Source organism: Pseudomonadota bacterium, from assembly GCA_037200975.1.
GTDB lineage: Bacteria > Pseudomonadota > Gammaproteobacteria > Steroidobacterales > Steroidobacteraceae > CADEED01.
The window spans coordinates 1,309,388-1,336,269 of the sequence record JBBCGI010000001.1 but is presented as its reverse complement, the minus strand read 5'-3'; the positions used below and the strand labels follow the sequence as shown (position 1 = coordinate 1,336,269).

The 26,882-nt window shown below is 65.9% G+C and carries 27 protein-coding genes; 25 read left to right on the top strand and 2 right to left on the bottom strand.

Annotation, left to right across the window (positions count from 1 at the left end):
• The first annotated feature begins 33 nt into the window (after positions 1–33).
• From WDO72_05995 to WDO72_05950, 10 genes are all read left to right on the top strand, one after another.
• Positions 34–816 carry an acetoacetate decarboxylase family protein gene (locus WDO72_05995; protein ID MEJ0085211.1) on the top strand — a complete coding sequence of 261 codons (783 nt, stop codon included), beginning with the start codon at positions 34–36 and terminating at the stop codon, positions 814–816.
• Between the two features lie 10 nt (positions 817–826).
• Positions 827–2,548, top strand: coding sequence for a ubiquinone-dependent pyruvate dehydrogenase (poxB, locus tag WDO72_05990; GenBank protein ID MEJ0085210.1), 1,722 nt, complete (start codon positions 827–829; stop codon positions 2,546–2,548).
• 383 nt (positions 2,549–2,931) lie between these two features.
• The gene (locus WDO72_05985) at positions 2,932–5,394 is read left to right on the top strand and encodes a TonB-dependent siderophore receptor (protein ID MEJ0085209.1); all 2,463 of its coding nucleotides are present in this window, start codon (positions 2,932–2,934) and stop codon (positions 5,392–5,394) included.
• Positions 5,381–7,939, top strand: coding sequence for a TonB-dependent receptor (locus WDO72_05980; protein ID MEJ0085208.1), 2,559 nt, complete (start codon positions 5,381–5,383; stop codon positions 7,937–7,939). The genes WDO72_05985 and WDO72_05980 overlap by 14 nt, the downstream gene beginning before the upstream one ends.
• A 144-nt stretch (positions 7,940–8,083) precedes the next feature.
• Positions 8,084–8,725 (top strand): RNA polymerase sigma factor, encoded by a 642-nt coding sequence (locus tag WDO72_05975; protein MEJ0085207.1) that lies wholly within the window; start codon positions 8,084–8,086, stop codon positions 8,723–8,725.
• 11 nt (positions 8,726–8,736) lie between these two features.
• A complete protein-coding gene (locus WDO72_05970) occupies positions 8,737–9,147 on the top strand; it encodes an OsmC family protein (GenBank protein ID MEJ0085206.1) in 411 nt (136 codons plus the stop codon).
• Complete coding sequence (locus tag WDO72_05965; protein MEJ0085205.1) at positions 9,144–9,995, top strand: alpha/beta hydrolase; 852 nt, start codon at positions 9,144–9,146, stop codon at positions 9,993–9,995. Before WDO72_05970 ends, WDO72_05965 begins: the two co-directional genes overlap by 4 nt.
• 102 nt (positions 9,996–10,097) lie before the next feature.
• The gene (locus WDO72_05960; protein ID MEJ0085204.1) at positions 10,098–10,235 is read left to right on the top strand and encodes a hypothetical protein; all 138 of its coding nucleotides are present in this window, start codon (positions 10,098–10,100) and stop codon (positions 10,233–10,235) included.
• Between the two features lie 13 nt (positions 10,236–10,248).
• Positions 10,249–11,028: an SDR family oxidoreductase gene (locus tag WDO72_05955; protein MEJ0085203.1), complete on the top strand. Its 780-nt coding sequence runs from the start codon at positions 10,249–10,251 to the stop codon at positions 11,026–11,028.
• A gap of 25 nt (positions 11,029–11,053) precedes the next feature.
• Positions 11,054–11,794, top strand: coding sequence for an SDR family oxidoreductase (locus WDO72_05950; GenBank protein ID MEJ0085202.1), 741 nt, complete (start codon positions 11,054–11,056; stop codon positions 11,792–11,794).
• A 17-nt stretch (positions 11,795–11,811) separates the two neighbouring features.
• Here the strand turns inward: WDO72_05950 and wrbA are convergent, their stop codons facing one another.
• Entirely contained in the window at positions 11,812–12,411 is a 600-nt protein-coding gene (gene wrbA / locus WDO72_05945; protein ID MEJ0085201.1) for an NAD(P)H:quinone oxidoreductase, read from the bottom strand.
• A gap of 325 nt (positions 12,412–12,736) precedes the next feature.
• Here wrbA and WDO72_05940 point away from each other — a divergent pair, with 325 nt between their 5' ends.
• From WDO72_05940 to WDO72_05870, 15 genes are all read left to right on the top strand, one after another.
• Positions 12,737–13,108, top strand: a complete 372-nt coding sequence (locus WDO72_05940; GenBank protein ID MEJ0085200.1) for a c-type cytochrome — start codon at positions 12,737–12,739, stop codon at positions 13,106–13,108.
• A 28-nt stretch (positions 13,109–13,136) separates the two neighbouring features.
• Positions 13,137–14,198, top strand: coding sequence for a DmsE family decaheme c-type cytochrome (locus WDO72_05935; protein ID MEJ0085199.1), 1,062 nt, complete (start codon positions 13,137–13,139; stop codon positions 14,196–14,198).
• A complete protein-coding gene (locus WDO72_05930; protein MEJ0085198.1) occupies positions 14,195–16,729 on the top strand; it encodes an MtrB/PioB family outer membrane beta-barrel protein in 2,535 nt (844 codons plus the stop codon). The genes WDO72_05935 and WDO72_05930 overlap by 4 nt, the downstream gene beginning before the upstream one ends.
• Before the next feature lie 11 nt (positions 16,730–16,740).
• Positions 16,741–17,505: a c-type cytochrome gene (locus tag WDO72_05925; GenBank protein MEJ0085197.1), complete on the top strand. Its 765-nt coding sequence runs from the start codon at positions 16,741–16,743 to the stop codon at positions 17,503–17,505.
• On the top strand, positions 17,502–18,620 hold the full coding sequence (locus WDO72_05920; GenBank protein ID MEJ0085196.1) for a hypothetical protein: 1,119 nt from the start codon (positions 17,502–17,504) through the stop codon (positions 18,618–18,620). The genes WDO72_05925 and WDO72_05920 overlap by 4 nt, the downstream gene beginning before the upstream one ends.
• Before the next feature lie 83 nt (positions 18,621–18,703).
• Positions 18,704–19,786, top strand: coding sequence for an ABC transporter permease (locus WDO72_05915; protein ID MEJ0085195.1), 1,083 nt, complete (start codon positions 18,704–18,706; stop codon positions 19,784–19,786).
• 24 nt (positions 19,787–19,810) lie between these two features.
• The gene (locus WDO72_05910; protein ID MEJ0085194.1) at positions 19,811–20,617 is read left to right on the top strand and encodes an ATP-binding cassette domain-containing protein; all 807 of its coding nucleotides are present in this window, start codon (positions 19,811–19,813) and stop codon (positions 20,615–20,617) included.
• A 2-nt stretch (positions 20,618–20,619) separates the two neighbouring features.
• Positions 20,620–21,606 (top strand): MlaD family protein, encoded by a 987-nt coding sequence (locus tag WDO72_05905; GenBank protein MEJ0085193.1) that lies wholly within the window; start codon positions 20,620–20,622, stop codon positions 21,604–21,606.
• Positions 21,603–22,208, top strand: a complete 606-nt coding sequence (locus WDO72_05900; protein MEJ0085192.1) for an ABC-type transport auxiliary lipoprotein family protein — start codon at positions 21,603–21,605, stop codon at positions 22,206–22,208. The genes WDO72_05905 and WDO72_05900 overlap by 4 nt, the downstream gene beginning before the upstream one ends.
• 20 nt (positions 22,209–22,228) lie before the next feature.
• Positions 22,229–23,713 (top strand): catalase, encoded by a 1,485-nt coding sequence (locus WDO72_05895; GenBank protein MEJ0085191.1) that lies wholly within the window; start codon positions 22,229–22,231, stop codon positions 23,711–23,713.
• Between the two features lie 19 nt (positions 23,714–23,732).
• On the top strand, positions 23,733–24,101 hold the full coding sequence (locus tag WDO72_05890; protein MEJ0085190.1) for a hypothetical protein: 369 nt from the start codon (positions 23,733–23,735) through the stop codon (positions 24,099–24,101).
• A 91-nt stretch (positions 24,102–24,192) separates the two neighbouring features.
• Positions 24,193–24,657 (top strand): hypothetical protein, encoded by a 465-nt coding sequence (locus tag WDO72_05885; protein MEJ0085189.1) that lies wholly within the window; start codon positions 24,193–24,195, stop codon positions 24,655–24,657.
• A 7-nt stretch (positions 24,658–24,664) separates the two neighbouring features.
• On the top strand, positions 24,665–24,877 hold the full coding sequence (locus WDO72_05880; GenBank protein ID MEJ0085188.1) for a hypothetical protein: 213 nt from the start codon (positions 24,665–24,667) through the stop codon (positions 24,875–24,877).
• 9 nt (positions 24,878–24,886) lie between these two features.
• Entirely contained in the window at positions 24,887–25,183 is a 297-nt protein-coding gene (locus tag WDO72_05875; protein ID MEJ0085187.1) for a YXWGXW repeat-containing protein, read from the top strand.
• A gap of 24 nt (positions 25,184–25,207) precedes the next feature.
• The gene (locus WDO72_05870; protein MEJ0085186.1) at positions 25,208–26,020 is read left to right on the top strand and encodes a tetratricopeptide repeat protein; all 813 of its coding nucleotides are present in this window, start codon (positions 25,208–25,210) and stop codon (positions 26,018–26,020) included.
• Between the two features lie 19 nt (positions 26,021–26,039).
• Here the strand turns inward: WDO72_05870 and WDO72_05865 are convergent, their stop codons facing one another.
• Positions 26,040–26,735: a potassium channel family protein gene (locus WDO72_05865; protein MEJ0085185.1), complete on the bottom strand. Its 696-nt coding sequence runs from the start codon at positions 26,733–26,735 to the stop codon at positions 26,040–26,042.
• Positions 26,736–26,882: the final 147 nt, after the last annotated feature.

Here is a 26,882-nt window from a genome sequence, read left to right as displayed (position 1 = left end):
CGGGGAATCACCATCATGCTCAAGGGTTATTCAGTGCCTCTCAGTCCGCTCGGCAAGTCGGCGGGAACGCCGCCGCCGCCCTGGCACTACTCGAGCGACTGCATGGCGATCGAATACTGGGCGGAACCGGCCGCAGTCGCGGCGGGGCTGCCGCCTGGCATCACGCCGGATCCGGACTCGCAAGGCCGCGCGTTTTTCTGGTTTCTCGACTGGCAATTCACCGCCTCGAACGACGAGCTCACCGACCCGGCGCGGTATCAATACCGCGAAGCCTTCGTGCTGGTGGATGCGCTGCTCGACGGCCGGCCGGTGAGCTACTGCCCGTTCATCTTCGTCGACAACGAGGCGGCCATCGCGCGCGGCTGGACGCAGGGTTACCCGAAGAAGTTAGGCACGATCTTCCAGACGCGCACTTTCGCGGCGCCGAGCGCGGCCGCCGCGCCACTCGCCCGCGGCAGCCGCTTCGGCGCCAGCGTCGCCGCGCATGGCGAGCGCATCGCCACCGCGCGCATCCAGCTGGAAAATCCGGTGCTGGATCCGTCCACGGTGTTCAATCGCCCGACCACCATCCGCCGCTATTTCCCGCAGCTCACGGCCGGCAACCACGGCCGGGGTGCGGTGGATGAGCTCACCTTGTCGCTCACGGAGGAACACACCTTCGTGGACGTCTGGGCCGGCTCGGCGGAGCTGACCGTGCCGGTCGTGCCGGGTGAGGAAGTGCACGCGCTGGCGCCGCTGCGCGTCGGCCGCGGTTACCGTCTTGGCATGGCCTACTCCGTGACCGATCTCAAGATCCTCAAGAACTATCTAGCCTAGGAGCGCCGGCATGAGCAGGACCGCAGCGGACTATATGGCCGAGGCGCTGGCCCAGGCGGGCGTCGAGCGCATCTATGGAGTAGTTGGAGATTCGCTCAACGGGTTCACCGACTCCCTGCGGCGCCTCAAATCCATCGAGTGGATTCACATGCGCCACGAAGAGGGCGCGGCATTCGCCGCCGCGGCCGAGGCGCACCTGACGGGCAAACTTGCGGTGTGCGCCGGCAGCTGCGGCCCCGGCAATCTGCATTTGATCAACGGATTGTTCGACGCCCAACGCAGCAACGTGCCGGTGCTGGCCATTGCGGCGCATATCCCGAGCAGCGAAATCGGCATCGATTACTTCCAGACTACGCACCCGGAGAGCCTGTTCAAGGAATGCAGCCACTACGTCGAGTTGGTAGGAAGCCCCGAGCAGCTGCCGCAGATCCTGCTGCGTGCGATGCGCGTGGCCGTCGCGCAGCGCGGCGTGGCCGTCGTCGTGATCTCCGGTGACGTCGCCTTGAGGCCGCTCGACAAACCGGTTCCCCATTGGCTGACGCCCGCGGCGCCCGTGGTGCGGCCGGGGGACGAGCAACTGCGTGCGCTGGCGAATCTGCTGAACGGCGGCGAACGCGTGACGCTGATGTGCGGCGCCGGCTGTGCCGGTGCGCATGATGCGGTGGTGGAGCTCGCGCGCAAACTCAAGGCGCCCGTCGTCCACGCACTGCGCGGCAAGGAACATCTCGAATACGACAATCCCTTCGATGTTGGCATGACGGGCCTGCTCGGTTTCGCCTCCGGTTATGCGGCGATGAAGAACTGCGACACGCTGCTGTTGCTGGGCACGGACTTCCCGTATCGCCAGTTTTATCCGGACGACGCGCGCATCGCGCAGATCGACATCCGCGGCGCCGCGCTCGGCAACCGCTGCACACTCGATCTCGGCGTCATCGGCGCGGTGGGCGATACGCTCGCGGCGCTGCTGCCTTTGATCGTCGAGAAGGCCGAGTCTGCCCACCTCGACAAGGCGGTCACGCAATATCGCAAGGCGCGCGCCGATCTCGACGCGCTGGCCGAGGGCGGCCCCGGCACCCGCTACATCCATCCGCAATACGTGAGCCGCGTGATCAGCGAGCTAGCTACTGACGACGCGGTCTTCACATGCGACGTCGGCACACCCGTGGCGTGGGCGGCTCGTTACCTCAAGATGAACGGCCGCCGGCGGCTGGTCGGCTCCTTCAATCACGGCTCGATGGCGAATGCCCTGCTGCATGCGATCGGCGCGCAGGCGGCGTTCCCCAAGCGACAGGTGATCTCGATGTCCGGTGATGGCGGCTTCACCATGATGATGGGTGAGTTCGTGACACTCATTCAGCAGAAGCTGCCGGTGAAAGTCGTGGTGCTCAACAACGGCACACTAGGCTTCGTCGAGCTCGAGATGAAGGCTTCCGGTTTCGTCGACAGCGGCTGCGACCTCGAGAACCCGAACTTCGCCGAGATGGCGCGTGCCATGGGTATAAAAGGTGTGCGCGTCGAGAAGCCCGGCGATCTTCCGGCCGCAGTCAAGGAAGTGCTGGAACACGACGGGCCCGCGCTGCTCGACGTGGTGACGGCGCGCCAGGAACTGGTGATGCCGCCGACCGCGACGTTCGACGAGGCGCACAAGTTCGGCGTGTTCATGATGAAGGCGGTGCTGGATGGCCGCGCCAGCCAGCTCATCGATCTCGCCAAGGTGAATTTGCTGCGCTAACTACCGGAGCCGCAAGTGCCGCTGTACACCGTCATGGCTCAGGTTGAAGCGCTTGCCGCGGAACTGGCCGCGATGCACGCACCCGATAACCAGATTGTTATCGGCATCCAGGCGATATCCGTCGTGTGAATAGGTGGTGTAGGCGGCGGGGATACGCACCAGAACGGGTCAGCTGCGTTTCATCTGAAACAGGGAATTCGCACCGAATGATCTCTTGCGGGCATGGAGACCCCTAGAGGGAAGCCGGAAAAGAGGCCAGAATCCCGCGGCAAGACACCTTCCGGAATTTGAGCAGGGGGAGAACCTGGCGACGGCGCCGACTGCTCAGGCAAGGGACACGAGACATGTGGCGAGTGTCGAACAAGACGTGCGGACCTCGCTCGTTGCAGAGCCGGGATCCCGCTGCCTTCATGGCGTTGCTCATCGCGGGCAGCGCGGCGTACGCCGGTACGCCTGACAACCTTCCCGTTTACCAGCTCAATATCGCGAGCCAGCCGCTGGACGATGCGCTGCAGGAGTTCGCGCGGCAGAGCGGGATCCAGCTGGTCTTCTTCTCGCGCATCGCCCAGGGACAGGAGGCGGCCGCGCTCACGGGCGAGTACACGACCCACGCTGCATTGACCGCTCTGCTGGCGGATTCGAAGTTGACGTTCCGCGAGCTCGGCGCAAATACATTCGAGATCAGGCGCGCAGATCCTCGCAGCAGGGCGCACTTCAAACTGGCGAATCCGCAGGAGCCGATGGAAGAAATCGTCGTGCGCGCGACGGCGAAGGAATTGGTGGCCACGCGCATCGAAACGCCTTTACGCGAGATCCCGCAATCGATCTCGATCGTTTCGCGCGAACGGATGCGCCAGCAGAACGATGTCGACCTCGGAGCGGTTCTCGGGCACGCGCCCGGCATGACCGTCGTCCGCACCAACTCTCTCGATCAGGACTCGAATTCCCGCGCCTATCCAGTCACGTCGTTCCACACCGACGGAGGAGCGGCGATCAATCCTTCGATCGACGGCTACGACTTCTTCTACAGCGCACCGGACATGAGTGAGTTCGACCATGTGGAGGTGCTGCGCGGCTCGGACGCGCTGTTCGGCGGCAACGGCAATCCCGGCGGCACGGTCAGCATGGTGCGCAAACGGCCGCTCGATCGCTTCGCGCTCGATCTGTCTGCATTCTCGGGTTCCTGGGACAACCGGCGAATCGAGATGGATCTCACCGGGCCGATTGCGCTGGACGGCGCATTGCGCGCGCGCACGGTTGCCGTATTCGCGGATCGCGATTTCTTCTACGACACCGCGACCTTCCAGCGAAAGAAGATCTTTGCCGCGCTCGAATACGACGTCACCCCGGATGCGACGTTGAACGTGGGCGGAAGCTTTCAGAAGGACGACGCCGTGCCGCTCATGGGCGGGGTCCCGCTGTACAGCGGCAATGCCGACGAGCAACTGCCGCGCAGCATTGCGCTGGCATTCGATTGGGCGCGTTACCGCACGCGCGTGAGCGAGGCGTACGTCCAATATCAGCAGGATTTCGCGCGCAACTGGGCGGTGAAGATCAACGCAGCGACGTGGCGCGCGAATGTCGAACATGCCTTCGGCGTGTTCATCATTCCCCCCACCAACGGGACGCAGTCGTCCGCTCGCGCGGCCAACGATCGCTACACCCGGGTTCCCAACGTTCACAACTGGAACACGGTCGATGTCACCTTCAGCGGTGAGACCGAGTGGTTTGGACTGCGCCAGCAGTTCGCGTTCGGCGGCGATTTCACGCGCTTCCGGGCGCGGCTCGATCAGGCAACCACGGGGTTTTTCGGTCCCTTGCTGCAGGACCCGCGCTCCTTCGATCCGCGCGACTACCCGGATCCCAGATCCAGTGCGCCGATGTCCGCCGGCGTGGCGCTCCATTCGATTCTCGACCAGTACGGAGTGTTCGCCTCATTCCGCACGCAATTGGGCAGCGACTGGTCGGTGACCGGCGGGGCGCGCGTCGGCAGCGATGCTCTCGACGCGAAACTGCTCGTGGACATCCCGCCACTGCCCACGCTGGCGCTCGAGACCGCCTACGGCAGCCACCACGTGCTGACTCCGTTCGCGGGGCTGATGTACGACATCGAGGACCACTACACCGCGTACCTGAGTTACGCCGATATCTATCGCACCAACAGCGCCGTCCGGCGCAGGGTGAATGGCGAGCTCATCGAACCGATCAGCGGGGTCACGCTGGAAAGCGGCATCAAGGCGGAGTGGCGCGAAGGTGCACTGAATGGACGGCTGGCTGCCTACCGCACGCGGCAGGGCAATCTGCCGTTCCCGGAACTGCGGGAGTATCCCGCGACGAACGATCCCAACTGCTGTTTTGTCGCAGTCGAGAACCGCAGTTGGGGCGTGGACCTGGAGCTCGATGGTGAGCTTCGGGCGGGCTGGCTCATCGGCGCGGGCTACACCTTCAATGTCAACGAAGGCGAGACTGGCGGCGCGCTGTCCACGGCGACACCACGGCATCTGCTCAAGATCTGGACCAGCGCGCGCCTGCCGGGCGTGTTCAATCGCTGGACGGCGGGCGGCAATCTGCAAGCGCAAAGTGCCGCCACGAGCCTCGACCTGAACTGCCAGCCACGTGGGCCGCTCTGCCAGGGCCGCAGAATCGAACAGGATCCATACGCGGTGCTGGATCTGCGCCTGGGTTTCCAGCTCGACGCGAACTGGCAGGTCGCCCTCAGCGCAAACAACGTGTTCGACGAGATCTACTTCGAGTCTCTCGGCAGCGCCGGCGCGGGCGCTGACGCGCTGCGCCCCTGGTATGGCGAGCCGCGCAACTTCCTGTTGAAAGTCGATGGCAAGTTCTGACCGCAATACGTGCCACCTTGCCGGGCTGCGCGCCATCGCGGTCTGCATGTTCACCGCATTTGCAGTGTCACCCGCGTTCGGCGATACCGCTTCCGCCGGCAAACTACCGGTTTACGATTTGCACATCCCCAGCCAACCGCTCGACGATGCGCTGCAGGAGCTGGCGCGCCAGAGTGACGTTGACGTGGTCTTCTTTTCACGCCTCACGGCGGGAAAGCGGGCCGCGGCGCTGAACGGGAGCTACACGGCCGCCGACGCACTGAGCCGTTTGCTGGCGGAAACTTCTCTGGGTTACCGGCAGTTGAATGCGCAGACCTTCGAGGTACGGCAGAAGAGCAGCGCACGTCGCACGATCTTCAGCGCGGCCGGCCGGATCGAAGACCTGGAAGAGATAGTCGTCACCGCGACGGCGCAGGGCGTGGTGGCAACACGCACGGAAACGCCTTTACGCGAAATTCCGCAGACCGTTTCGCTGATCAGCCAGGCGCAGATCCGCGAGCAGAATCTCGCGACACTGCCCGATGCGCTGGAGCGGGTTCCGGGGCTGATCTCCACTCGTGACAACAACGTGAGCCGGCTCTTCATAGCGCGAGGGTTTGCGGTCACCAGTTATCACGTGGACGGCAGCCCAAATCTGTATTCGTACAAAAGGCTCTTGAGCAGCACACCAGACCTGGCCGAATTCGAGCAGATCGAAGTGCTGCGCGGTGCCGACGGAATCTTCTCCGGCAACGGTCAGCCGGGCGCGTCCGTCAATCTCGTCCGGAAGCGGCCACGAGACGAAGCGGCTCTCTGGGTCAGCGCCTGGACCGGTTCATGGGATAACAGCCGGGTGGAGCTCGATGCGACGGGACCCCTTGCAGGCGACGGGGCGTTGCGCGGCAGGCTGGTCGGCGTCCTGCAGGACCAGGGCTCCAATCTCGATGCGGTCACATTCAACCGGAAGGTGCTGTTCGGCGTGCTCGATTATGACGTCGGCCCTGACACAGTCGTGACGCTGGGCGGCAGCTACGTCTGGCAGAACGACACTCCGGTGTTCCGCGGCATGCTGCCAACTCTGGACGGAACCGTCCCGCAATTGCCGCACTTTGCCCTCACCACGGATTGGGCGTTCGACCGCCGGGAAAAGCGGGAGACTTACTTTCAGTTGCGGCAGCAGCTAGGTGATGACTGGCAGCTCCAGGTCGGCGCTGCGCGTTGGGAGGAGCGGCGGCAATTCGGGACGGCTTCGATCAACATTTCGGTAAATCCAGCCACCAGACAGAGGATTACAAGGGGTGTGAACGGGGCATTCAGCACCCGACCCAACACGGAGGAGCAGATCGGCACGGACCTTACACTCACCGGCGACTTCCGGCCCTTTGGCTTGCGCGCCGAACTGGCGTTCGGTGCCGAATATGCGAGATACAGATACCTCGAGGCGAAAGAGCGGAACTACCTCGAGGGCCCAGTCAGGAATCTCGTCGACTACACGCCATCGCTCTATGGTGACCCGCGACTGATTAGGCCGTCGCAGCCAGACTCGATTCCGTGGGCGCAGGGGACGACCGAATCGCGCGCCACATTCCTGACCGCAAGGATGCACCTCACGGATGCCTTGTCCATCAGCGCCGGCGCACGAGCCGGTCAAGAGCGCTATCGGCGCATTCGGGAGCTCAACTTTTCTGACGGCCGGATCACCGATAGCCGCGAGATTCCCTGGAGCTCGCCCGTTGTCACGCCTTATGCCGCGCTGGCGTACGACGTCAGTGACCACTATTCGCTATATGCAAGCTACGTGGACATCTACCGCAACACCGGTACAGACATGGAAACCTTTCCATGGGGCATTGACAGCAACGCAGCACCTGAGGCACTGAAACCAGACGGCAGCGCGATAGGAGTGCGCCACGGTGTCACCACTGAAGCGGGCATCAAGGCAGCCTGGTTCAATGGCGCGGTCAATGGGATGCTCGCGGCCTACGACACGCGGCAGTACCGGATACCGCTGTCGCTTTCGCGCGCAGGTGTGCCCGGAAAGTACATACCCGGCACGAGTCAAAGCCTGGGTGTGGACCTGGAATTGACGGGCGCTGCCGGTGGTTGGCTGTTCGGCGGTGGATACACATTCAACGAGAACCGGGCGGCGACTGCAGTCTGGAACGGAGTGCGAGGACCTCTTTATGCGCTGGAGCAGAATTCCCCTGAGACTCCCAAACATCTCGTCAAAGCCTGGGTGAACAAGCGGTTGACCGGCCGGATGAGCCGGTGGACCGTGGGCGGCAATTTGCGGGCTCAGACATCGCAGATGACAACCATGTTTGCATGTCCGAATGTCACGCGGACCGGCGGATGCATCGGAGGTAACCAATTCAACCGCGCTTTCAACCGCTATGCCGTCGTCGACCTGCGTGCCGGCTTCCGGATCGACGAGAACTGGCGCGTGGTGGCCACGGCCAACAACATCAACGACGAGCGGTACTACCAAAGCGCAGGAAATATTCAGCCCGGCTATTGGTGGGGCGAGCGGCGCAACTTCCTGCTGAAGGTCGAAGGAAGCTTCTGATCGGATACGTGATACCGGCAGCGAGACCGCAGCTCTCATGACACCCGCCACTTCACCTGAAATCCGCCGCGGTCCGCGCGAAACGCATCCGTAGGAGCGCACCCGCACGCTCTCTCCCGACATCAGCATGGGAGAAAAAAGCGTATGGCTGCCAACGATTTTCGCTGCGACCCCTACGATCGGGAGCTCGTCGCGGCCATGTTGCGCGCGGACGAGCGCGCGCTGCGCACGTTCTTCGACGCCTACTATCCACGCATCTATCGCTTCGCGCTGCGGCGCCTGGGCGGCGACGGTGACCTCGCACAGGACGTCGTGCAGGCCACCATGATCAAGGCCATCCGCAATCTGTCCAGCTACCGCGCGGAAGCGGCATTGTTCAGCTGGCTGTGCCAGATCTGCCGGCGCGAGATGTTCGATCTGAACCGCACGCGCAGGCGGCGCGCCAAACACGTCGTCATGCTCAGCGACAACGCGCAGGTGCGCAGCGCATCCGCGCGCGTGCCAGCGCCCGTGGAGCAGGACCCGCAACAGGTCTGCGACGCGGCCGAAGTGGCCGGCCTGATCCGCTCGGTACTGGCGGCCTTGCCGGGCAGATATGGCGACGTGCTCAAGTGGCGGTACCTGCACGGCCGCAGCGCCCGGGAGATCGGCGCACTGCTCGGCACCGGGCAGACGGCGGCGCTGTCGATGCTCGCCAGGGCCAAAGCGTCCTTCCGGATCTCGTTGCGGCCCGCGCTCGGCTCTGCGGCCTCGGATGTGCTGGCGGGCGCGAACCGCGAGCAGTAGTTGGATACCTCATGGCAAGAACGGTGTCGATCGGAACCGGTAGTTTGAGATACGACCAGAACATCGTCATCGGTCCCCATGTGCTGCATTCCGATGAGCCCGCGGAAGTGGGCGGTGCGGATTCCGGACCCAACGCCGAGGAATTGCTGCTGGCGGCGCTGGGTGCGTGCGCCAGCATCACCTTGCAGATGTACGCCGACCGCAAGCAGTGGCCGCTGCACGGTGTCGCCGCAACCCTGTCGTTGGTCGCGGGCCGGATCGAGATGGAGATCGCCCTGCAGGGCGATCTGTCCGCGGAACAACGAGAACACCTGTTTGCCATTTCCCAGAAATGTCCGCTGCATCGCCTGCTGACGGCGGGCGTCGAGATTCATACGCGCGAACGTGCTGCGGCCGCGAATGCGGCGGAGAAATCGCCATGACACTCGAGACCGCTCCCAACCAGTTCATCGAAACGGGCGACACCCGCTTTGCCTATCGGCGGCTGGGCGGCGAGAGCGGAGTGCCGCTCGTGCTGCTGCAGCATTTCACCGGCACGATGGATACCTGGGACCCGGCGGTGGTGAATGCGCTGGCGATGGATCGCCCGGTGATCGTGTTCGACAACGCCGGCGTGGGCGCATCGTCGGGAGTGACGCCGGACAATGTCGCCGCCATGGCTGCACATGCCGGCAAGTTCATCGGCGCGCTCGGATTCGGGCCTGTGGACTTGCTCGGATTCTCGCTGGGCGGTTTCATCGGCCAACTACTTGCCGCCAGCGCGCGGGTTGCGGTGCGCAAGCTGATCCTGGCGGGCACCGCTCCGCAGGGCGGCGAGGAACACCTGCTCGCGGCGCTCAAGAATGCCGATTCGCAGCGGCACGGATCGGAACTGCGGCTGCCGCTGTTCTTCACGCAGAGCGAAGCCAGCCAGGCGGCGGGTCGCGCGTTCCTGGCGCGGCAGGCGGCGCGCACCGCGGATCGCGATCCGAATCGCGGCCAATCGGTCAGCGACCCGCAAGCCCGGGCGCTGATCGGCTGGTGTGCGACTCCGCACCGCGGCCACGCCATCCTCAAGGGTATCCGGCAACCGGTGCTGGTAGTTAGCGGCAGCGCCGACACCATGCTGCCCGCGGCGAATGCCATCCTGATGTTCGAGCAGTTGCGGGATGCGTTGCTGGTGCTGTTTCCCGACGCCGGTCACGGCGCGTTGTTCCAGTACCCCGAACTATTTGTCGCGCAGTGCCGGCTGTTCCTGGATGGGCCGGGCACGCGCCGCGATTTCAGCTGAAATATTCCGGCGGTTTTTCAAATCGGCCGGTAATTTCGCTGCGCAAACATCCGATCCGGCATCGCGGGGCGTGCTGCCAGGCGGCGCCGCAAGGAGAGGGTCATGGTCAAGCTGCGGATCAACGGTGAAACGCGCGCGGTGAATGCCACGCCCGACGCGGACTTCGATGGGGCCATGTCGGCAGCAGCGGCGGCAATACTGAGCGCCCGCCAGGTGGCGTGTTTTTGCGACGGCGATTAACCCAGGAGAGATCATGTCGACAGCAATTCAGAGCAATTCGCAGCGGAAGATCGCGATCGTGACCGGCGGCAGCCGGGGATTGGGCCGCAACACGGTGATCAGCCTGGCGCGCCGCGGGATCGCGTCCATCTTCACTTACAAGTCGAATCTCGCGGAAGCGGAGAAGGTCATCGTCGAGGTGAGCGGGGCGGGCAGCAACGCGATTGCGCTGCAACTCGACACCAGCGACGTGAGTTCATTCGAGGCTTTCGTGCCGCAGATCCGTGCGGCGCTCACTACCTTCGGGGCCACGCGTTTCGACTATCTGGTCAACAACGCCGGTACGTCGCACCACAACAGTATCGAGCGCACGACGGAAGAGGAGCTCGACACGTTGTACAAGGTGCACTTCAAGGGCGTGTTCTTCCTCACGCAGAAGCTTCTTCCCCTGATCAACGACGGCGGGAGGATCGTGAATCTATCCAGTGGGCTGGCCCGCATTATCGTGCCGGGCAATGCCGCATACGGCTCCATGAAAGGGGCGGTCGAGGTATTGACCCGCTACATGGCGAAGGAGCTGGGGCCGCGCCGGATCGCGGTGAACGCGATCGCACCCGGCGCGATCCAGACCGACTTCAGCGGCGGCATGGTCCGCGACAATCCGCAGCTCAACAAGCAGGTCGCGGACATGACCGCGCTTGGCCGCGCCGGCCTCCCCGATGACATCGGCCCCATGATCGCCTCGCTGCTTTCCGAGGATAACCGCTGGGTGAACGCCCAACGCATCGAGGTGTCCGGCGGAATGGCGATCTAGTTGGGTCATGCGGGTGGAGCCAAACATGTTGAACAAAGTCGCAGTCGTCACCGGTTCGGCGCGTGGCATCGGGCGCGCGATCGCCGAAAGATATGCCTCGCTCGGCGCGAGTGTGGTGCTGAACTATGCCTCCGACGAGGCCCGCGCCGCGGAGGCCGTGTCCATCATCACCCGCAGTGGCGGGAAAGCCATCGCGGTGCGGGCGGACGTTTCGCGGCCCGACGACATCGACAGGTTGTTTGCCACCGCGATGGAGATCTTCGGCCGGCTGGACGTCGTCGTCGCCAATGCCGGCGTTGAGTTGATCAACCAGCCCCTGCTCGATGTGACCGAACAGGATTTCGACAAGCTGTTCCGCATCAACACCAAGGGCACGCTGTTCACGCTGCAGCGTGCCGCGCGCCATGTGGCCGACAACGGCCGGATCATCCACGTCGGCAGCAGCACCACGGCGTTTCCGCTGCCGGGCCATGGCCTGTACGGCGGCAGCAAGATCGTCGGGCAGTTCCTGGTCGAGATTCTCGCCAAGGAGATCGGGCACCGCGGAGTCACCGTCAATTCCATTCTCCCGACGGCCACGGAAGGGGCGGGCGTCTTCACCAGCGGTGTGCGGCCGGAGATCCGGGAGTACGTCAAATCGATGCGGCCGATCCCGAGAATGGGGACGCTCGAGGATGTCGCGGACGCGGCGCAGTACCTCGCCAGCGACCTGGCGAGTTTCGTGAGCGGACAACACCTGCTGATCAGCGGCGGTGGTCCCGCCTGACGCCTGTCTACCGCGCGTCAGCCGAAATTCCGGATTGCCGTGAACGCCACGCGCTCGCCTTGATGCCGCGCGCCTTCGAGCTCGATGGAGCTGGGCGTTCTCTTTCCATCGGCACCGGCAATCGTGGTTGCGCCATAGGGCGCGCCGCCGGTGATCTCGTCGAGTGTCATCTGTCCCGCATGGCTGTACGGCAGCCCGACCACGACCAGGCCAAAGTGCAGCAGGTTGGTGATGATCGAGAAAAGCGTCGTCTCATTGCCGCCATGCTGTGTCGCTGACGAGGTGAAGGCGGCGCCGATCTTGCCGTTGAGCGCACCGCTCGCCCAGATGGGACCGGCCTGATCGAGGAACGCGGCCATTTGCGATGCCATCCTTCCAAAGCGCGTTCCCACTCCGATGACGATCGCGTCATAAGCCAGCAGATCCTGGATGTCCGCGATCGGCGCGGGCTGATCCAGCTTGAAGCGGGCCGCGCTGGTGATGGCTGGCGAAACGGTCTCGGGCACACGCTTCACGTCCGCTTCCGCTCCCGCCTTGCGGGCTCCCTCTGCGACGGCATACGCCATTTTCTCGACGTGACCGTACGAGGAGTAATAGAGCACGAGAACTTTCGCCATGTTGTCTCCTGGGGTGGTTTCGAATCAGATCGTTCGACGGAGACGCTGGAGGCCCGCCGTGTCCCACGTGTTTCAGGAATCACGTCCGTCATTTCAGCGGTAGCTAGGCCACGCAGCCGGATGTTGCGGGTCGATGGCACCTTCCCCCGTTTCAACTGCAGGGGCCCGGGGCGGCTGGGGGTACCCGGCAACGCTATATATAAGGAGTGGCTCCCGGCGGCCCGCGTGCGACATAACGCGTTTCGGCCGTAATAACGCCCCGGACGGCGGACACGGCCATGAAACGCGGCCCCCGAAGGCTATGAGCCCGAGGAGGCATACCCCCATGAGAAAAATCCCCGCAATCGCTCTCGCCGCTGCCGGCATCTGCGCCGGACTGGCAACCGACACCGTCGTGGCTGCCGAGCTCACCGGACAGCAGCTCTATGGCCAGTGCATCGCGTGCCACAGCACCAACGGCACCAACGGCGTCGGTCCCACACTCAAGGGCATCGTCGGGCGCGCGAGCGCCGCGGTACCTGGTTTTGCCTATAGCGAGGCCATGAAACGCGCGCAGTTGAAGTGGACCGGCGCGCAGCTCGACAAATACCTCGAGAATCCCCAGGCCGTCGTGCCTGGCAACACGATGCCATACCCGGGCATGAAGGACCCGGCGCAGCGCACGGCGCTGATCGCCTATCTACTGACGCTCAAGTGACGGCCGCGCGGGTGGCCGGGTGCTGCGCGTGAGCTCTGGGTCGGCAGCCGCCGGGCGCTGGCAACTGGCGTTGCTCGCCGTGCTGCTGACCGGCCTGTCGGTGGGCCTGTTTGCGATGGTGCTGCCGGCGCAAGCCCAGTCGTCGCTGCCACCCACGAGTCTCGGCCGCGACACCAGGACTGACTGGAACTCGCTGCGCGTTCCGCCCGGTTTCGCGCGGGCCGCCGTGGCGCTGAACCCAGGCGCGCCGGACGCCAGGGTGGTGGGCGAGTCCGTGTGCACGAGCTGCCATACGCTCGAGAACCGGAACTTCTCGCACACGGTGCACGCGCTCGGCCTGCGTGCCGCCGCGAAGCTCGACCCCATGCTGCCAGTGTGCGAATCCTGCCACGGCGCCGGTTCGGCGCATGCCGCTGCGCCCTCGATGCGGGGATTGATCGTCGGCTTCACGCGGCGCTCCGGCACGCCCGTTGCCGTGCAGACCGGCGCGTGCCTCGGCTGTCATGCCGGCGGCCCGCGGAATCTCTGGCAGGGGTCGGTGCATCAGCGCCTGGAAGTTTCCTGCAGCGATTGCCACAACCCGATGGCGCGCGTTTCGGCCGAAGGACTGCAGGCGCGCCAGTCGATCAGCGAGACCTGCGCGACCTGCCATCGCGACGTGCGCCAGGAATTCAACAAGCGCTCGCACATGCCGCTGCCCGAGGGGCAGATGACCTGCGCGGATTGCCACAATCCGCATGGCTCGACCGGCCCGACGCTGCTCAAGGCGGACACCGTCAACGAGACCTGCCAGCAATGTCACGCGGAGAAGCGTGGGCCGTTCCTGTTCGAACATCCGCCGGTGCGCGACAACTGCCTCAACTGTCACAAGCCGCATGGCTCCAACCACAACACCTTGCTGGTCGCGCCGACGCCGTTCCTGTGCCAGCAGTGCCACACCAGTACGCGCCATCCCAACGATCTGCAGACGCCGGCATCGATCGGAACCGGTTTGCATCCGGACGAGCGGGTCATGGGCCGCGGCTGCATCACCTGCCATGCGCAGGTGCACGGCTCCAACAATCCATCCGGCCCGAGGTTCCACAAATGAAGCGCGCGTGGTGGATCGTCGCGTTGTTGGTGTGGGCGCCGGCGGCGCATGCACAGGACAGTAGTTTGGGCGTGGATCTGCATTTCGGCAGCAAGCTCGATCCGACCGGCTGGGCTTCACTGCAAGGTTGCGATGCCGACGGGATGAGCTGGCTGCGGCCCTCGAGCCTGCGCACGCCGACCGGATTCCTGTACGGCTGCGCGCCGGCACTCGGCGAGGAGCGCGTCGCCGGTAGCTGGGTGCATTCGGGCGTCCTCGATCTGGGTTACATCCAGCCGGGCGACGGCGATGAGGACAACAACCTCTGGCAGCGCTACACGGACTGGCAGCGTGGCTTTCTGCTCGGCCTGTCGCACTTCTCGATGCAGCGCCCTGAAGACGGCGCCTACCTGGATCTGCGCGCCAGCCGCCTCGGCGACGACAACCAGTTCTACAAACTCAACGCCGGTGAAGCGGGGCGCTTCAAGGTGGAGGCGTTTTACCGGGAGCTGCCGAACGTCATCAGCGCGAATGCGCGCTCCATCTGGGATGGAGCCGGTACCACCACGCTCACGCTGCGGGACGGGCTGGTGGCGGGCGCCAGCACTCCCGAACAGGTGGCCGCGGTGGCGGATGCCGCGCCGGTGCAGCGGCTGCAGTTCACGCGCGAGCGCGCCGGCATCGGCCTGACTTACTACCTGAACCCCGCCTGGAGCACGCTCATCAACATCACGCAGGACGAGCGGCGTGGCAGCCGCCCGTACGGCGGAACCTTCTTCTTCAACTATCCGTTTCCCGACAACGGCGGAATCCTGGAGACGGTCAAGCCCATCGACGACCGCACCGTCAGCCTGAATGCCGCGTTGCGCGGGTCGTTGCGCACCTGGCGCGTGGAGACAAGTTATAGCGGCTCGTTCTACCGCTCTGCCCACCGTGGCTACGAATACCAGACCCCTTTCAGTCTCTATCCGGTCGTGGCCGGCGCGGTGTCCGCCGACCTGACTACCGGCCAGATGTCGCTCGAGCCGGACAACGACTCGCACCAGCTGCGCCTGACTCTGGGGCGGAAACTGCCGCTGGATGGCGACCTCGCGATCACCGCCAGCGGCTCCCGCATGCGGCAGAACGACGAACTGCTGCCGCCGGTGACCTGCCAGGGGCAGTTCGGAATCGACCTCACGCCGACTGGCGCCCCCGCGAATCCCTTCCTGTTCGACTGCGCCGACTGGAACAGCACCGCCGCGCTGTCGCGCCCGCGCGCCGATCTGCGCATCGACACCACCATGTTGTTCGCGCGGCTGGTGATGCAGCCGTGGCGCAAGGTCAGCGTGCGCGCCGACGCGAAATATCGCGACGAGAACTACCGCGGCGACTACATCGCATTCAATCCGCTCACCGGATCGTACGGTTACGTGTCCGAGAATGGCTCGCAGGGCAGTGTGGTCCCGGGCGAGGCGGGTTTCTGGGACGCGGTGCTTGCGCCTTCGGCGGTCACGCGGATACGCAACATCCCGCTCGACAAGCGGACCTTCGAGGCGCATCTCGGCACCGACTGGCGGCCGGCGGCACACGATACCTTGGGAGCGACGCTGGGCTTCACGCGCACGCAACGCGAGCACCGCGAACGCCGCTCGGTCGACGCCAGCGAGCTGCGCCTCACCTGGGTCAACACCCGGGCCGATTGGGTCACGCTGCGGGCAAACTACTCGTTCACCGATCAGTCCGGCGACGACTACGACTCCGATCCGTACGAATTCGCTTACTCCACCTCGCTGCCCGGCTTCGTCGAAGACCCCGCCGCCGCGCTGGCTCACACCGTCGATGCCATGCGCAAGTACGACCTGGCGAGCCGTCGCGAGCACAAGGTCGACGTGATGGCCACTTTCATACCCGCCGCGGACATGACGCTGAGCGTTTCGGCGCGCGGCGACTTCAACCGCTACACCGCGCAGATCGGCCGCCAGCGCCACGACGACCTGCAGGGCACGATCCAGTGGGAGTGGCAGCCGTCGCCCGCCACGAGCGCCAGCGTCTACTATGGTTACGAGCGCGCCAAGCTGCGGTTTGCGAATGTGAACGACGCCGGTGCGGCGCTGGACGACCCCCGCCTGGGCGGCCTCACGTATCTCGACTCCGCGCGCTGGTGGCTGAATGACGAGCAGCGCAACCATCACGCGGGCGCCACGCTGCGGCGCTCGATCGGGCGCGTGCAATTCGACGCGGCGTGGAGCTTCACCTATTCGCGCGGAGTAGATAGCTACCGGTACGCCTCGGCACTGGCGCTGGCCTGGCCCGACACCGCCGATTCCGCCGGGCACGCTTTCCCGGCGATCGACTACCGGCTCAATACGATCGACGTGGGCCTGCGTTTCCCGCTCGCAACCGGCATCGACCTGCGGCTGTTCAATCACTACGAGCGCGGCAGGGTGTCGGACTGGCACTACGCGGGGTTCGCGGATCAGCGTGTCTACGACCATCGCGTCTACACCGACGGCGGGCCGCGCAGTTACTCCAACAATGTGGTCGGCCTGAGCGTCCAGATTCCGCTCTGACAGGAACCCGCATGCGTACCTTCGCCATACTCCTGCTCGCCATCGCCGCCGCGTTCGGCGCCGCGCGCGCGCCGGCGCAGGAGAAGCAGGAGACGAAGGAAGCGCCGCGGTACCGCGACCTGCGGCGCATCGGCGCCGTACACGGCGACGCGGCGGCGGCGACGGAGAAGGCGCAGGTGTGCAGCGGATGTCATGGCGCGAACGGCATCGCCATCGCGCCGGTGTTTCCGAACCTGGCCGGGCAGAGCGCCGAGTTCCTGTACTGGCGGCTGGTCGTCTACAAACTGGGAACCGTGCCGGAATCGGCGATGACGCCCATGGTCGCGACGCTCGAAGACGCCGACCTGCGCAACCTCGCGACGTATTTCGCGCACAACGGTGCGAGTGCCGCCGGCGCCAGCGCACCTGCTGCGCCCGCTGCGCCGCAGGACTCCGGCGATGCGGCCAGGATCGCGCGCGGCGAGCGGCTGTTCTTCGGCGGCGATGCCGCGCGCGGCGTTCCTCCCTGCCAGGGTTGCCACGGCGCCGACGCACGCGGCTGGCGGCCGGCGAAGGGCGCCGGTCCACGCGCGCTCGCGTTCTATCGCACCTGGCCCGCATTGCGCGGACAGAACGCGCCGTACCTGGTCGGCAAGCTGCAGCAATATCGCGCCGCGCAGTGGGGCGCTTCCAGCAACGGCTTCATCATGCAGGGCGTGGCGGCGCGCATGGACGATGAGTCGATCGAAGCGATCGCCGCCTGGCTCGCGAGCCTCGCGCCGCAAGCCCCGTCATGATTTCCGCGCCTCCGGGATTCTCATCGCAGCTCGGAATGCTGTTCGTCTCGCTGGTGGTCGGCATCGCCGCGGCGGGAGCGGCGCACGTCGCGGCGCGCGAGCGTTGCGACGAGGCTGCTTCCAGCAATTGCTATTTCTCCGTGTCCGCGGGCAACGGTGCACTGCATTTCTATGCGTCGCGGCTCTCCGGCAGTGGCGGGCCGCAGCCCGTCAACGCGCTGATCGCCGTACATGGCCATCCGCGCGACGCCAACCTCACGTTCAATGCCGCCTTGCGGTCGGCCCGGAGTGCGGCCGCGCTCGAGCGCACCGTGGTGATCGCGCCGCTGTTCCAGGTGGCGAACGAACGCGCCGCCCGCTGCAAGACCGCCGGTGTTCCGGCGGCACAGACCGGCGATCTGTTGTGGACCTGCGATTCATGGGCCGATGGTGCGCAGGCCGACAATCGCGGACGCATCACCTCATTCGCCGCGATGGATGCGCTGATCGCGGATCTGGTCACGCGCTGGCCCGGCCTGCGCACCGTGACCGTGGCTGGATTTTCCGCGGGCGCGCAGCTGGTGCAACGCTACATCGGGTTTGCCGCGGACTCGCACAACGTGGCGGTGCGGTATGTCGTGGCCGACCCGGGTGTGTGGCTGTACTTCGACGCGCAACGCGCGCAGCCGCGGCTCGATGGCGCGCCGGTCGGATGGGAGCGCTGCGACGGCGGCGCGGGCGGTCTCGGCCGTTGCGAGCTCGCGTGGTCCGCGCCTGAAAATTCCTGCGCGGATTTCAATCGCTGGCGATATGGCATCGAGGGTTTGCCCGCCGCCCTCGGGCGCGACGCCGCTGCGGCCCGCCGGCACTACGCGGATGCCGACATTCACTATCTGGAAGGTGCGCTGGACACCGGTGAATCCGCGGCGGCTATCTACAAGCTGCTGGACAAATCCTGCGCGGCGCAGCTGCAGGGCCCGTACCGATTGCAACGCGGCCTGGTATTCGCCGAGTACGACCGCCATGTGCTCTCGCCGGCCCGGCAACGCGAGGTGCAGATCGTGCCCGGCTGCGCGCACGACGTTGCCTGCGTGTTTTCCGCGCCGGCCGCGCGGGCCGCGTTGTTTGTCCCCTGATCGGGGGATGTTTGATGCCCGGCCGCAGTTTCACCATGGAGACCCAAGCGCGGTTCATTCCGCCGCGGCATGACGGAGATCCCGTGTCGAGCGAGTCTGGCGCCGTACGCGTGCACCTGGAAGGCCGCATCACGGCCGAGACGGCCGCTCCGGTCTGGCAGGCGGCGATCGACGCGCTCGAGCGCAATCCACTGCGTCCGGTGGTGGTCGATGCTTCGAAGCTCGAACACATCGACAATGCCGGCATCGCGCTGCTCTTCGACCTGACGCGGCGTGTGCGCCCGGCCGGAGCGGAAGTGACCATCTGCTCGCTGGCGCCCAATCTCGCGGCGCTGGTCAGCCGCTTTCAAGCGCGCGACTTTGCCGCCGCGGCCGCCGGCCGGCGCAATACCGGCCTGCTCGAACTCATCGGCCGTGCGACCGCGCGCGAGGGCCGCTACCTGCGCGATCTGGCGGTTTTCCTCGGCGAATGTATCGGCGCATGGCTCAAGCCGCGCGCGACGCGCGCGGCGCAATGGCGCGATGCGCTCGACGTGGCCACGGAAGCCGGCGCGAACGCGGTGCCCATCGTGATGCTGGTGGGTTTCCTCATGGGTGTCATCATCGCCTTCGAGCTGGGCCTGGTGGCGCGGCAGTTCGGCGCGGTGATTTTCGTCGTCAACGGCGGCAGCATCGCGGTGTTGCGCGAGCTCGGCCCGCTCATGACCGCGATCGTGTTCGCCGGGCGCACCGGCGCCGCCTTCGCCGCGCAGCTCGGCGCGCAGAAGGTGAACGAGGAGCTCGACGCCCTGTCGACCTTCGGCCTCGATCCGGTGGAATTCCTGGTGCTGCCGCGTCTGCTGGCGTCCATCCTCGTGATGCCCCTGCTCACCGCGCTGGCCGACGCGCTCGGATTGATCGGTGGCGCGCTGGTGATGACCACCTTCGACGTCACCTATCTACAGTCGTACACCCAGCTGCTCAGCGCGGTGGCTCCCTGGGATCTGACGCTCGGACTCATCAAGGCGGCCTGTTTCGGGCTGACCATCGCCGCCGTCGGCTGCCATCGCGGGCTGGTGACGGGCGCCGGAGCCACCGCCGTCGGGCAATCGGCGACGCACGCGGTGGTGTCCAGCATCGTGTTGATCATCGTGATCGACGGAATTTTCGCCGTGTTCACCAGCTGAGTGGCCACCATCGCTCCACTGCTGATGCCCCCGCTGCGCGTGGCGCCGCGCGCGGCGGGCCTGCCGCCCGTCATCAGCGTGCGTCACCTGCGCCTCGGATTCGGGCCGCGCATCCTGCTCGACGATGCGTCGTTCGACGTGCGGCGCGGCGAGATCGTCGTGATCATCGGCGGATCGGGCAGCGGCAAGTCCAGCCTCATGAAGACCATCATCGGCCTGCACCCGCCGATGGCGGGCGACGTGCTGATCCACGGCAAGAGTCTGGTGCAGGCGCCGGCAGAGGAAAAATCCTGCCTGCAGCGCCGGCTCGGAGTCATGTACCAGGGCGGCGCGTTGTTCGGTTCGCTGAGCGTGCTCGAAAACGTGCGCTTTCCGCTCGACCGGTTCACCTCGCTCACGCCGGCGGAAAAAGATCTCACGGTGCGCATGCTGCTGCAGGAGCTGGAAATGCGCGCGGCGGAATCGATGATGCCCGCGGAGCTCTCCGGCGGCATGCTCAAACGCGCCGGCATCGCGCGCGCCATGGTGCTGGGCTGCGACATCCTGCTGCTGGACGAGCCTTCCGCGGGGCTCGATCCGGTCACCGCCGCCAACCTCGATCGGACCATCCTCACGCTGCGGCGCGATCTCGGCGTGACCTTCCTGATCGTCACGCACGAGTTGCAGAGCATCTTCGCGATCGCCGACCGGGCGATCATGCTCGACCCGCATGCGCGCGCCATCATCGCGGACGACGGCCCGGCGAGCCTGCGCGATCGCAGCGGCGATGCACGCGTGCGCCAGTTCTTCAATCGCCAGCCCGATCCGCTGCCCACCGCGCAGGGTGCCTGACGATGGACGACAGCAAACGTTACGTCCGCCTGGGGCTGTTCGTCGTCACGAGCTTCGCGGTGCTGGCGGTGGCGTTGTACGTGCTCGGCTGGCGGCGCTGGTTCCAGCCCGCCTTCACCTTCGAGACGTATTTCAACAAGTCCGTGGCGGGGCTCGAGCTCGGCGCGCCGGTGAATTTTCGCGGCGTTCCGCTCGGCCAGGTGACCGAGATCCTGACGTCGGTGGCGAGTTACGAGCGCGATACACCCATCGACCGGCGCCGCGACTACATCGTGGTCCGCGTCAAGGCCAGCATGCCGGGCGTGGAAGTCGAGCAGATGAGACACGACTTCGCGACGCTCATCCAGCGTGGCCTGCGCGCGCAGACACAGCTCGCCGGCGTCACCGGCCAGCAGTACCTGGAGCTGGATTTCTTCGCGGCGGGCGAATATCCGCCGCTGCCGTTCGGCTGGAAGCCGGTCTATGCCTATCTACCGTCGGCGCCGAGCGTCGCGGGCGAGATCATCGACAAGGCGCAGAAGTTCCTCGCCAGCATCGACGACGCGGACATCGCAAAGCTGGCGCGCAATGTCGATTCACTGGTTTTGCACCTCGACGCCAAGCTCGGCGAACTGCCGGTGGCGGCGCTGTCGGCGAGCGCGCAGCACACCTTGCAGAGCGCCGGTTCGGTGGCCCGGCGTCTCGATGCCGTGCTCGCGGATCCCGCGGTCGGGCAGACGCTGGCAAACGCCGCGGCGATCACGACGCGGCTGCGCCAGCTCGCCGACGACGGCAAGTTCGACAGCACCATCGAGGGAATCGACGCCGCCGCGGAACGGCTGGATGCGTTGCTCGGCGCCAACCAGTACGACGTGCGCATCGTCGTGCAGGACCTGCGCGTCATGGCGGACAACCTGCGGGTCTTGTCGGAGACCATCAAGCGCGATCCGGCCGTCGTCCTGTTCGGGCAGCCGCCGGCCAAGGTGAAGTTTCCGGGTGGCACGCAGTGAGAACGCGAATCCTGCCCGTCGTCATGGCCGTGGCGCTCATCGCCGGTTGTTCGCTCGGCAAGGCCGTGCCGCAGACGACGATGTATGTCATCGCGTCACCCGCGGCGGCCGCGTTGCCCCCGGTCCGCAGGATCGCGGAAACGCTGCGCGTGGGGAACGTGCGCGTCGCCGGGCCGTTCGCGGGCGACGCGTTGGTCTATCGCTTCAGCGACGTGCGCTACAGCTCCGACCCGTATCACGCCTTTGTGTCCGACCCCGGCGAGATGCTGGGCGGCCGGGTCGCGGAATGGCTGGACCGCGCCGGCGGATTCCGTGCCGTGGCGCAGCCAGGCAGCGCGCGGCCCGCGGCCTACGTGCTCGAGATCATGGTCGCGGAACTGTACGGCGATTTCCGTGCAGGACGCGCCCCGGCGGCGGTGCTCGCCATGCAATTCGCTCTCATCGACCAGGCCGGTCCGCGTCCGGCGCTGCGGTACGAAGGCTCGATTTCGAGAAGCATCGATCTGCCGCAGGCGGCGCCCGAAGACCTGGTGCGCGGCTACGGCAAGGCCCTCGCGGAAATCCTCGCGCAGCTCTCCGCCGAGCTCAGCGCGCAACTCTAGCTACCCAACGGAGACCTCCCATGTCAATCCAGCGCGGCGATGAATCCACTGTTGCTTCCACCACCAGCGCCGGCGCACCCGCGCCGAGCGATCGCAACTCGTTGAGCATCGGGCCCAATGGCCCGCTATTGCTCCACGACGTGCATTTCCTCGAGCAGATGGCGCATTTCAATCGCGAGAAGGTGCCCGAGCGCCAGCCGCATGCGAAAGGCGCCGGCGCGTTCGGCAGCCTGGAAACGACCGGCGACCTGTCGGCTTACACCCGGGCGGCGTTGTTCCAGCCGGGCACGCGCACCGATTTGCTGGCGCGCTTCTCCACGGTGGCCGGCGAGATGGGCAGCCCCGACACCTGGCGCGACGTGCGCGGCTTCTCGCTCAAGTTCTACACCAGCGAAGGCAACTACGACCTGGTCGGCAACAACACACCGGTCTTCTTCATTCGCGATCCGATGAAGTTTCCGCACTTCATCCGCAGCCAGAAACGGCTGCCCGATTCGGGGCTGCGCGACAATCACATGCAATGGGATTTCTGGACCAACAACCCCGAGTCGGCGCACCAGGTGACGTACCTGATGGGTGAACGCGGCCTGCCGCGCACCTGGCGGCACATGAACGGCTACGGGTCGCACACGTATATGTGGATCAACGCCGCGGGCAATAAATTCTGGGTGAAGTATCACTTCCACACCCGGCAGGGCATGAAGTTCTTCAGCAACGCGGAAGCCGCCACCATGGCCGGCGCGGACGCGGACTACCATCGGCGCGACCTGTTCGAGGCGATCGCGCGCGGGGATTTCCCGCGCTGGACGCTCTCGGTCCAGGTCATGCCGTACGCCGACGCCAGGGCGTACCGCGTCAATCCGTTCGATCTCACCAAGACCTGGTCGCACCGGGACTATCCACTCATCGAGGTCGGCACGTTGACGCTGGACCGCAACCCGGAGAATTTCTTCGCGCAGATCGAGCAGGCGGCATTTTCACCCGGCAACACCGTCCCGGGCATCGGGCTGTCACCCGACAAGATGCTGCTCGGCCGCGCGTTTGCGTACAACGACGCGCAGCGCAACCGCATCGGCGTCAACTTCAACCAGCTGCCGGTCAACCAGCCGCGCGTGCCGGTGAACACCTACCAGTTCGACGGGCACATGACGTATCACCACAGCGGCAACGCGCCGGTGTACGCCGGCAACAGCGACGGGCGTCCGTGGGTCGATGGCACGGGCGCCGTGACGGATGGCTGGCAGGCCGACGGCGATATGGAGCGCAGTGCCTATCTACTACGACGGGACGACGACGACTTCACGCAACCGGGCATCCTCGTGCGCCAGGTGTTCGACGACGAGCAGCGCACCAGGCTCGTCGAGCAGGTGGCGGGCAGCCTGCTGGCCGGCGTGCGCGAGCCGGTGCTGAGCCGCGCGTTCGAGTACTGGAAGAAAGTCGACCGGCACGTCGGGCGGCGCATCGAAGAGAAGGTGCGCGCCGCCAGCGCCTCGAACGCCGCGTGACGCGGCGAAGGGTGCTGCGATGACGAATGGAACTGCCGGTGAGTTTTATCTGACCAGGCTGTGGCTGCGGTTCAAGTCGTGGCTGCTGCAGCCCGTCACGAACGTCGAGCAGCGTATTCATGCCGTCGAAGAACGCATCGAGGTGCTCGAAAAGCAGGCTCTGCTGGCGCTGCGGCAGTGGCTGCAGGCCATGCTGAGGCAGCTGGTCCTCGGTGGCGTGGCGGCGGTGCTGGCGCTGATCGGCGCGGTGTACGCATTGATGGGTTTGTGGCTCGGAGCGAGCGCGCTGCTGGGTACGACCCGTGCGTCGTTCGTGCTCGGCGCGCTCTTCGTGTTGGCGAGCCTGGTTCCCTTCACGATGTTGCGTCGCCTGCGGCGGCGCGCCTGAGTTTCAGCTGAAATCGCGCACCCCTGTTCGGGGGATATCCGGTGCGCTCCCGCAGCTTCAGCATGGTCAGCAATTCTTCAGGAGGTTTTCCATGCGCAGCGCAATCGTTTCAATGTTGGCAGCCGCTCTTCTCGTGGGGGCAGGGCTTGCCGGTGCCAAGGATCAAGGCCCATCGGTACCGCCAGTCGCGGACAACGCGACGGCCGACGGCAAGGTGACGCTCAAGGGTGGCAGCGTTGCGGCCGGTATCGGCTACACCTGGGGTCACGGCGATCTCGAATATCACGGTACACACCGCTTCACCATCAAGGGCGTTTCGGTGGTCGATGTGGGCGCCAATGAATTCACCGCGACGGGTCATGTCTACAACCTCAAGCAACTCAGCGATTTCGCCGGCAACTACGTTGCGGCTGGCGCGGGTATCGCGGTCGCGGGCGGCGCCACGGCTACCTACCTCAAGAACGAGCACGGTGTGGTCATCAAGCTGCTCGCCACGGATGTCGGGCTGAAATTCGATCTCGCCGCCGAAGGGGTTCACGTCGCTTTGAAGAAGTGAAACTGCCATGCGCCTGATCGTTCTCGAACTCTGCATGGGCGTCGCCGCGGTGATGTTCGTCACCATGCTGGGGACGCTTGCGATGCACCGCGCGCGACGACGCGCGAGCGATCTTGCTGCCAGGCCGGCACCGTCCGAGTACCTGTGGGCGGTGATCCCGTGGGCGCTGATCGCGGCGTGCGCACTTCCGGCAGTGCGCATTGCCGTGGCGGGAGACTGAGCGCCCGACATGAAATTGCACGTCTCCATGTTGGCCCTGCTGTTGTTAGGCACGTTCAGCCCCGGGATTCGTGCGGCCCATGACATCGTCGTCGACGTGCGCCCGCCGCCGCCGCGGGTCCTGGCATTTCCGGCCGAACGCCGGGGATATGTGTGGGCGCCCGGATACTGGCGATGGACCGGCCGCCACCACGTCTGGATAGATGGGCACTGGTTGCGCGCGCGCCATGGGTGGCATTGGGTCGCGGCGCACTGGGAAGCGCGGCACGGGCGATTCCACTTCGTGGAAGGGCACTGGCTGCGCTGACGCATCCACTGCGAGGAGTCCGGCATGAAAACTCATCGATGGCTGTCTGCCATTCTGATCCTGGCGTCCATGTTCGCCATCGCGGCATTCGCCGACAACGATCCGACGCTGCAGCAGATTTACGACGCCGAGAAAAGCGGCGACCTGCGGCTGGCGCAGCAAATGATGCACCAGGTGCTGAGCGATCACCCGCAAAGCGCCAAGGCTCATTACGTCGCGGCAGAGCTGTTCGCGCGCGCGGGCGATCTGCCGCTGGCGCGCGAGGAATTGAAGACCGCCCAGGCAATCGATCCCGGTCTCGGTTTTGCCAATGCCGAATCCGTGCGCGCGCTGGAACGCGAATTGTGGCTGGCGCAGTCGATGCGCCCGCAAGCCTTGCCGGCGCCGCAGCCGTTTCCATGGCTCGCCGTGCTGACAGCCGTTGCCATCGTGGCGCTCATCTGGATCGTGCTACGCCGCCGGCCCGTGCCGGTATCTATCTACCCGCCGGCGGCCGGCGCCGCGGTCCCGGCCGCGGCTGCGCCGCCAGGTCAGGGCGTTGCGCCGGGAGTCGCGCCGGTGGCTGCGCCGGGGGTTGGATCCGGAATCGCGGGTGGGCTCGCGACCGGGCTTGCCGTCGGTGCGGGCGTGGTCGTCGGTGAAAATATTGCGCAACGTCTGATGGGTGACGAGCCGGCCGGGAACCCGCCGCCTTCCGCGGCGAACCTGCCGGTGGGCGACGCCGCAAACTCCGATCTCGGCGGCACCGATTTCGGCGTGTCCGATCCGGACTCGTGGGACGACAACACGCCGGCCGATGGCGGTGACGCCGACGCGGGTGATGGAGACTGGACCTGAGCCAGTCGCGATGGCTCGATCACTCGCGCCGCGCCGGAATTTCCATCGCCACGATTCGCGCCACGAAGATGGCCGGGAAGAGCTGGCCGACCGCGGCCTCGAGGATGGTCAGGCTGCGTGCGATCGGGTGAATCGGATACGACTCTCCCGCGCCGATGGAAGTGAGCGTGCCGAGGCTGTAGTACATCAGGTCCTTGCCCACCACCAGATATTCGCGCTCTGTGTCGAGCGCGCCGATCGCGCCGGGAACCAGCGCCAGCAACAGTTCGTAAATCGCCGCGAACGCCAGCGCGATGCTGAGATAGATCACCACGGCGCCGCGCACCCGGTGATGCGTGACGGGGCCCGGGCCATACACCACCGACCACAACACCAGGCACAACAGCAACATGAAGACCGCGCACGACGCGGCGCCCACGCACAGGGTCAGGATCGAGGGCTCGTCTAGCCGTAGCACGTTGGCGCCAAGCGCCATCGCGGCGGTGACCAGCATCGCGGCGGCAGCCTTGCGGTTGCGCGTGGCGATGAGCGCCGTCGCGACGATCAGCACGAACCGCAAGGTGGCGAATATCGAAGCCGCAGCCGAGTGTCCGCTGGTCAGCGGGATGCTGACGAATATCTCGCACGACAGCAGCACGAGCAGGGCGGTGAGAATGGGTTCGCGGCAGCGCTGCTGCCAATGTTCGTAGCGGGAGACCCCTGCGGCCCTGTTCATGCGGTAGATAGCGTGGGCGCCGCTCGTCTTGCCGGTGTTTCGCCGCGGGTGCGCGTGGTTTCAGGTGAAACGCATACATGCGCGCACGGCATTGCTTTCATTGGCCGGCGCGCGCATTTTTGCGACGCGGCCTGAAGCGGAGGCGAT

What these genes read in the sequence shown, in the direction of transcription:
- poxB (MEJ0085210.1), top strand. Translation starts at nt 827, where the DNA reads ATGAGCAGGACCGCAGCGGACTATATGGCCGAGGCGCTGGCCCAGGCG.
- WDO72_05980 (MEJ0085208.1), top strand. Translation starts at nt 5,381, where the DNA reads ATGGCAAGTTCTGACCGCAATACGTGCCACCTTGCCGGGCTGCGCGCC.
- WDO72_05975 (MEJ0085207.1), top strand. Translation starts at nt 8,084, where the DNA reads ATGGCTGCCAACGATTTTCGCTGCGACCCCTACGATCGGGAGCTCGTC.
- WDO72_05970 (MEJ0085206.1), top strand. Translation starts at nt 8,737, where the DNA reads ATGGCAAGAACGGTGTCGATCGGAACCGGTAGTTTGAGATACGACCAG.
- WDO72_05965 (MEJ0085205.1), top strand. Translation starts at nt 9,144, where the DNA reads ATGACACTCGAGACCGCTCCCAACCAGTTCATCGAAACGGGCGACACC.
- WDO72_05960 (MEJ0085204.1), top strand. Translation starts at nt 10,098, where the DNA reads ATGGTCAAGCTGCGGATCAACGGTGAAACGCGCGCGGTGAATGCCACG.
- WDO72_05955 (MEJ0085203.1), top strand. Translation starts at nt 10,249, where the DNA reads ATGTCGACAGCAATTCAGAGCAATTCGCAGCGGAAGATCGCGATCGTG.
- WDO72_05950 (MEJ0085202.1), top strand. Translation starts at nt 11,054, where the DNA reads ATGTTGAACAAAGTCGCAGTCGTCACCGGTTCGGCGCGTGGCATCGGG.
- wrbA (MEJ0085201.1), bottom strand. Translation starts at nt 12,411, where the DNA reads ATGGCGAAAGTTCTCGTGCTCTATTACTCCTCGTACGGTCACGTCGAG.
- WDO72_05940 (MEJ0085200.1), top strand. Translation starts at nt 12,737, where the DNA reads ATGAGAAAAATCCCCGCAATCGCTCTCGCCGCTGCCGGCATCTGCGCC.
- WDO72_05930 (MEJ0085198.1), top strand. Translation starts at nt 14,195, where the DNA reads ATGAAGCGCGCGTGGTGGATCGTCGCGTTGTTGGTGTGGGCGCCGGCG.
- WDO72_05925 (MEJ0085197.1), top strand. Translation starts at nt 16,741, where the DNA reads ATGCGTACCTTCGCCATACTCCTGCTCGCCATCGCCGCCGCGTTCGGC.
- WDO72_05920 (MEJ0085196.1), top strand. Translation starts at nt 17,502, where the DNA reads ATGATTTCCGCGCCTCCGGGATTCTCATCGCAGCTCGGAATGCTGTTC.
- WDO72_05910 (MEJ0085194.1), top strand. Translation starts at nt 19,811, where the DNA reads ATGCCCCCGCTGCGCGTGGCGCCGCGCGCGGCGGGCCTGCCGCCCGTC.
- WDO72_05905 (MEJ0085193.1), top strand. Translation starts at nt 20,620, where the DNA reads ATGGACGACAGCAAACGTTACGTCCGCCTGGGGCTGTTCGTCGTCACG.
- WDO72_05895 (MEJ0085191.1), top strand. Translation starts at nt 22,229, where the DNA reads ATGTCAATCCAGCGCGGCGATGAATCCACTGTTGCTTCCACCACCAGC.
- WDO72_05890 (MEJ0085190.1), top strand. Translation starts at nt 23,733, where the DNA reads ATGACGAATGGAACTGCCGGTGAGTTTTATCTGACCAGGCTGTGGCTG.
- WDO72_05885 (MEJ0085189.1), top strand. Translation starts at nt 24,193, where the DNA reads ATGCGCAGCGCAATCGTTTCAATGTTGGCAGCCGCTCTTCTCGTGGGG.
- WDO72_05880 (MEJ0085188.1), top strand. Translation starts at nt 24,665, where the DNA reads ATGCGCCTGATCGTTCTCGAACTCTGCATGGGCGTCGCCGCGGTGATG.
- WDO72_05875 (MEJ0085187.1), top strand. Translation starts at nt 24,887, where the DNA reads ATGAAATTGCACGTCTCCATGTTGGCCCTGCTGTTGTTAGGCACGTTC.
- WDO72_05870 (MEJ0085186.1), top strand. Translation starts at nt 25,208, where the DNA reads ATGAAAACTCATCGATGGCTGTCTGCCATTCTGATCCTGGCGTCCATG.
- WDO72_05865 (MEJ0085185.1), bottom strand. Translation starts at nt 26,735, where the DNA reads ATGAACAGGGCCGCAGGGGTCTCCCGCTACGAACATTGGCAGCAGCGC.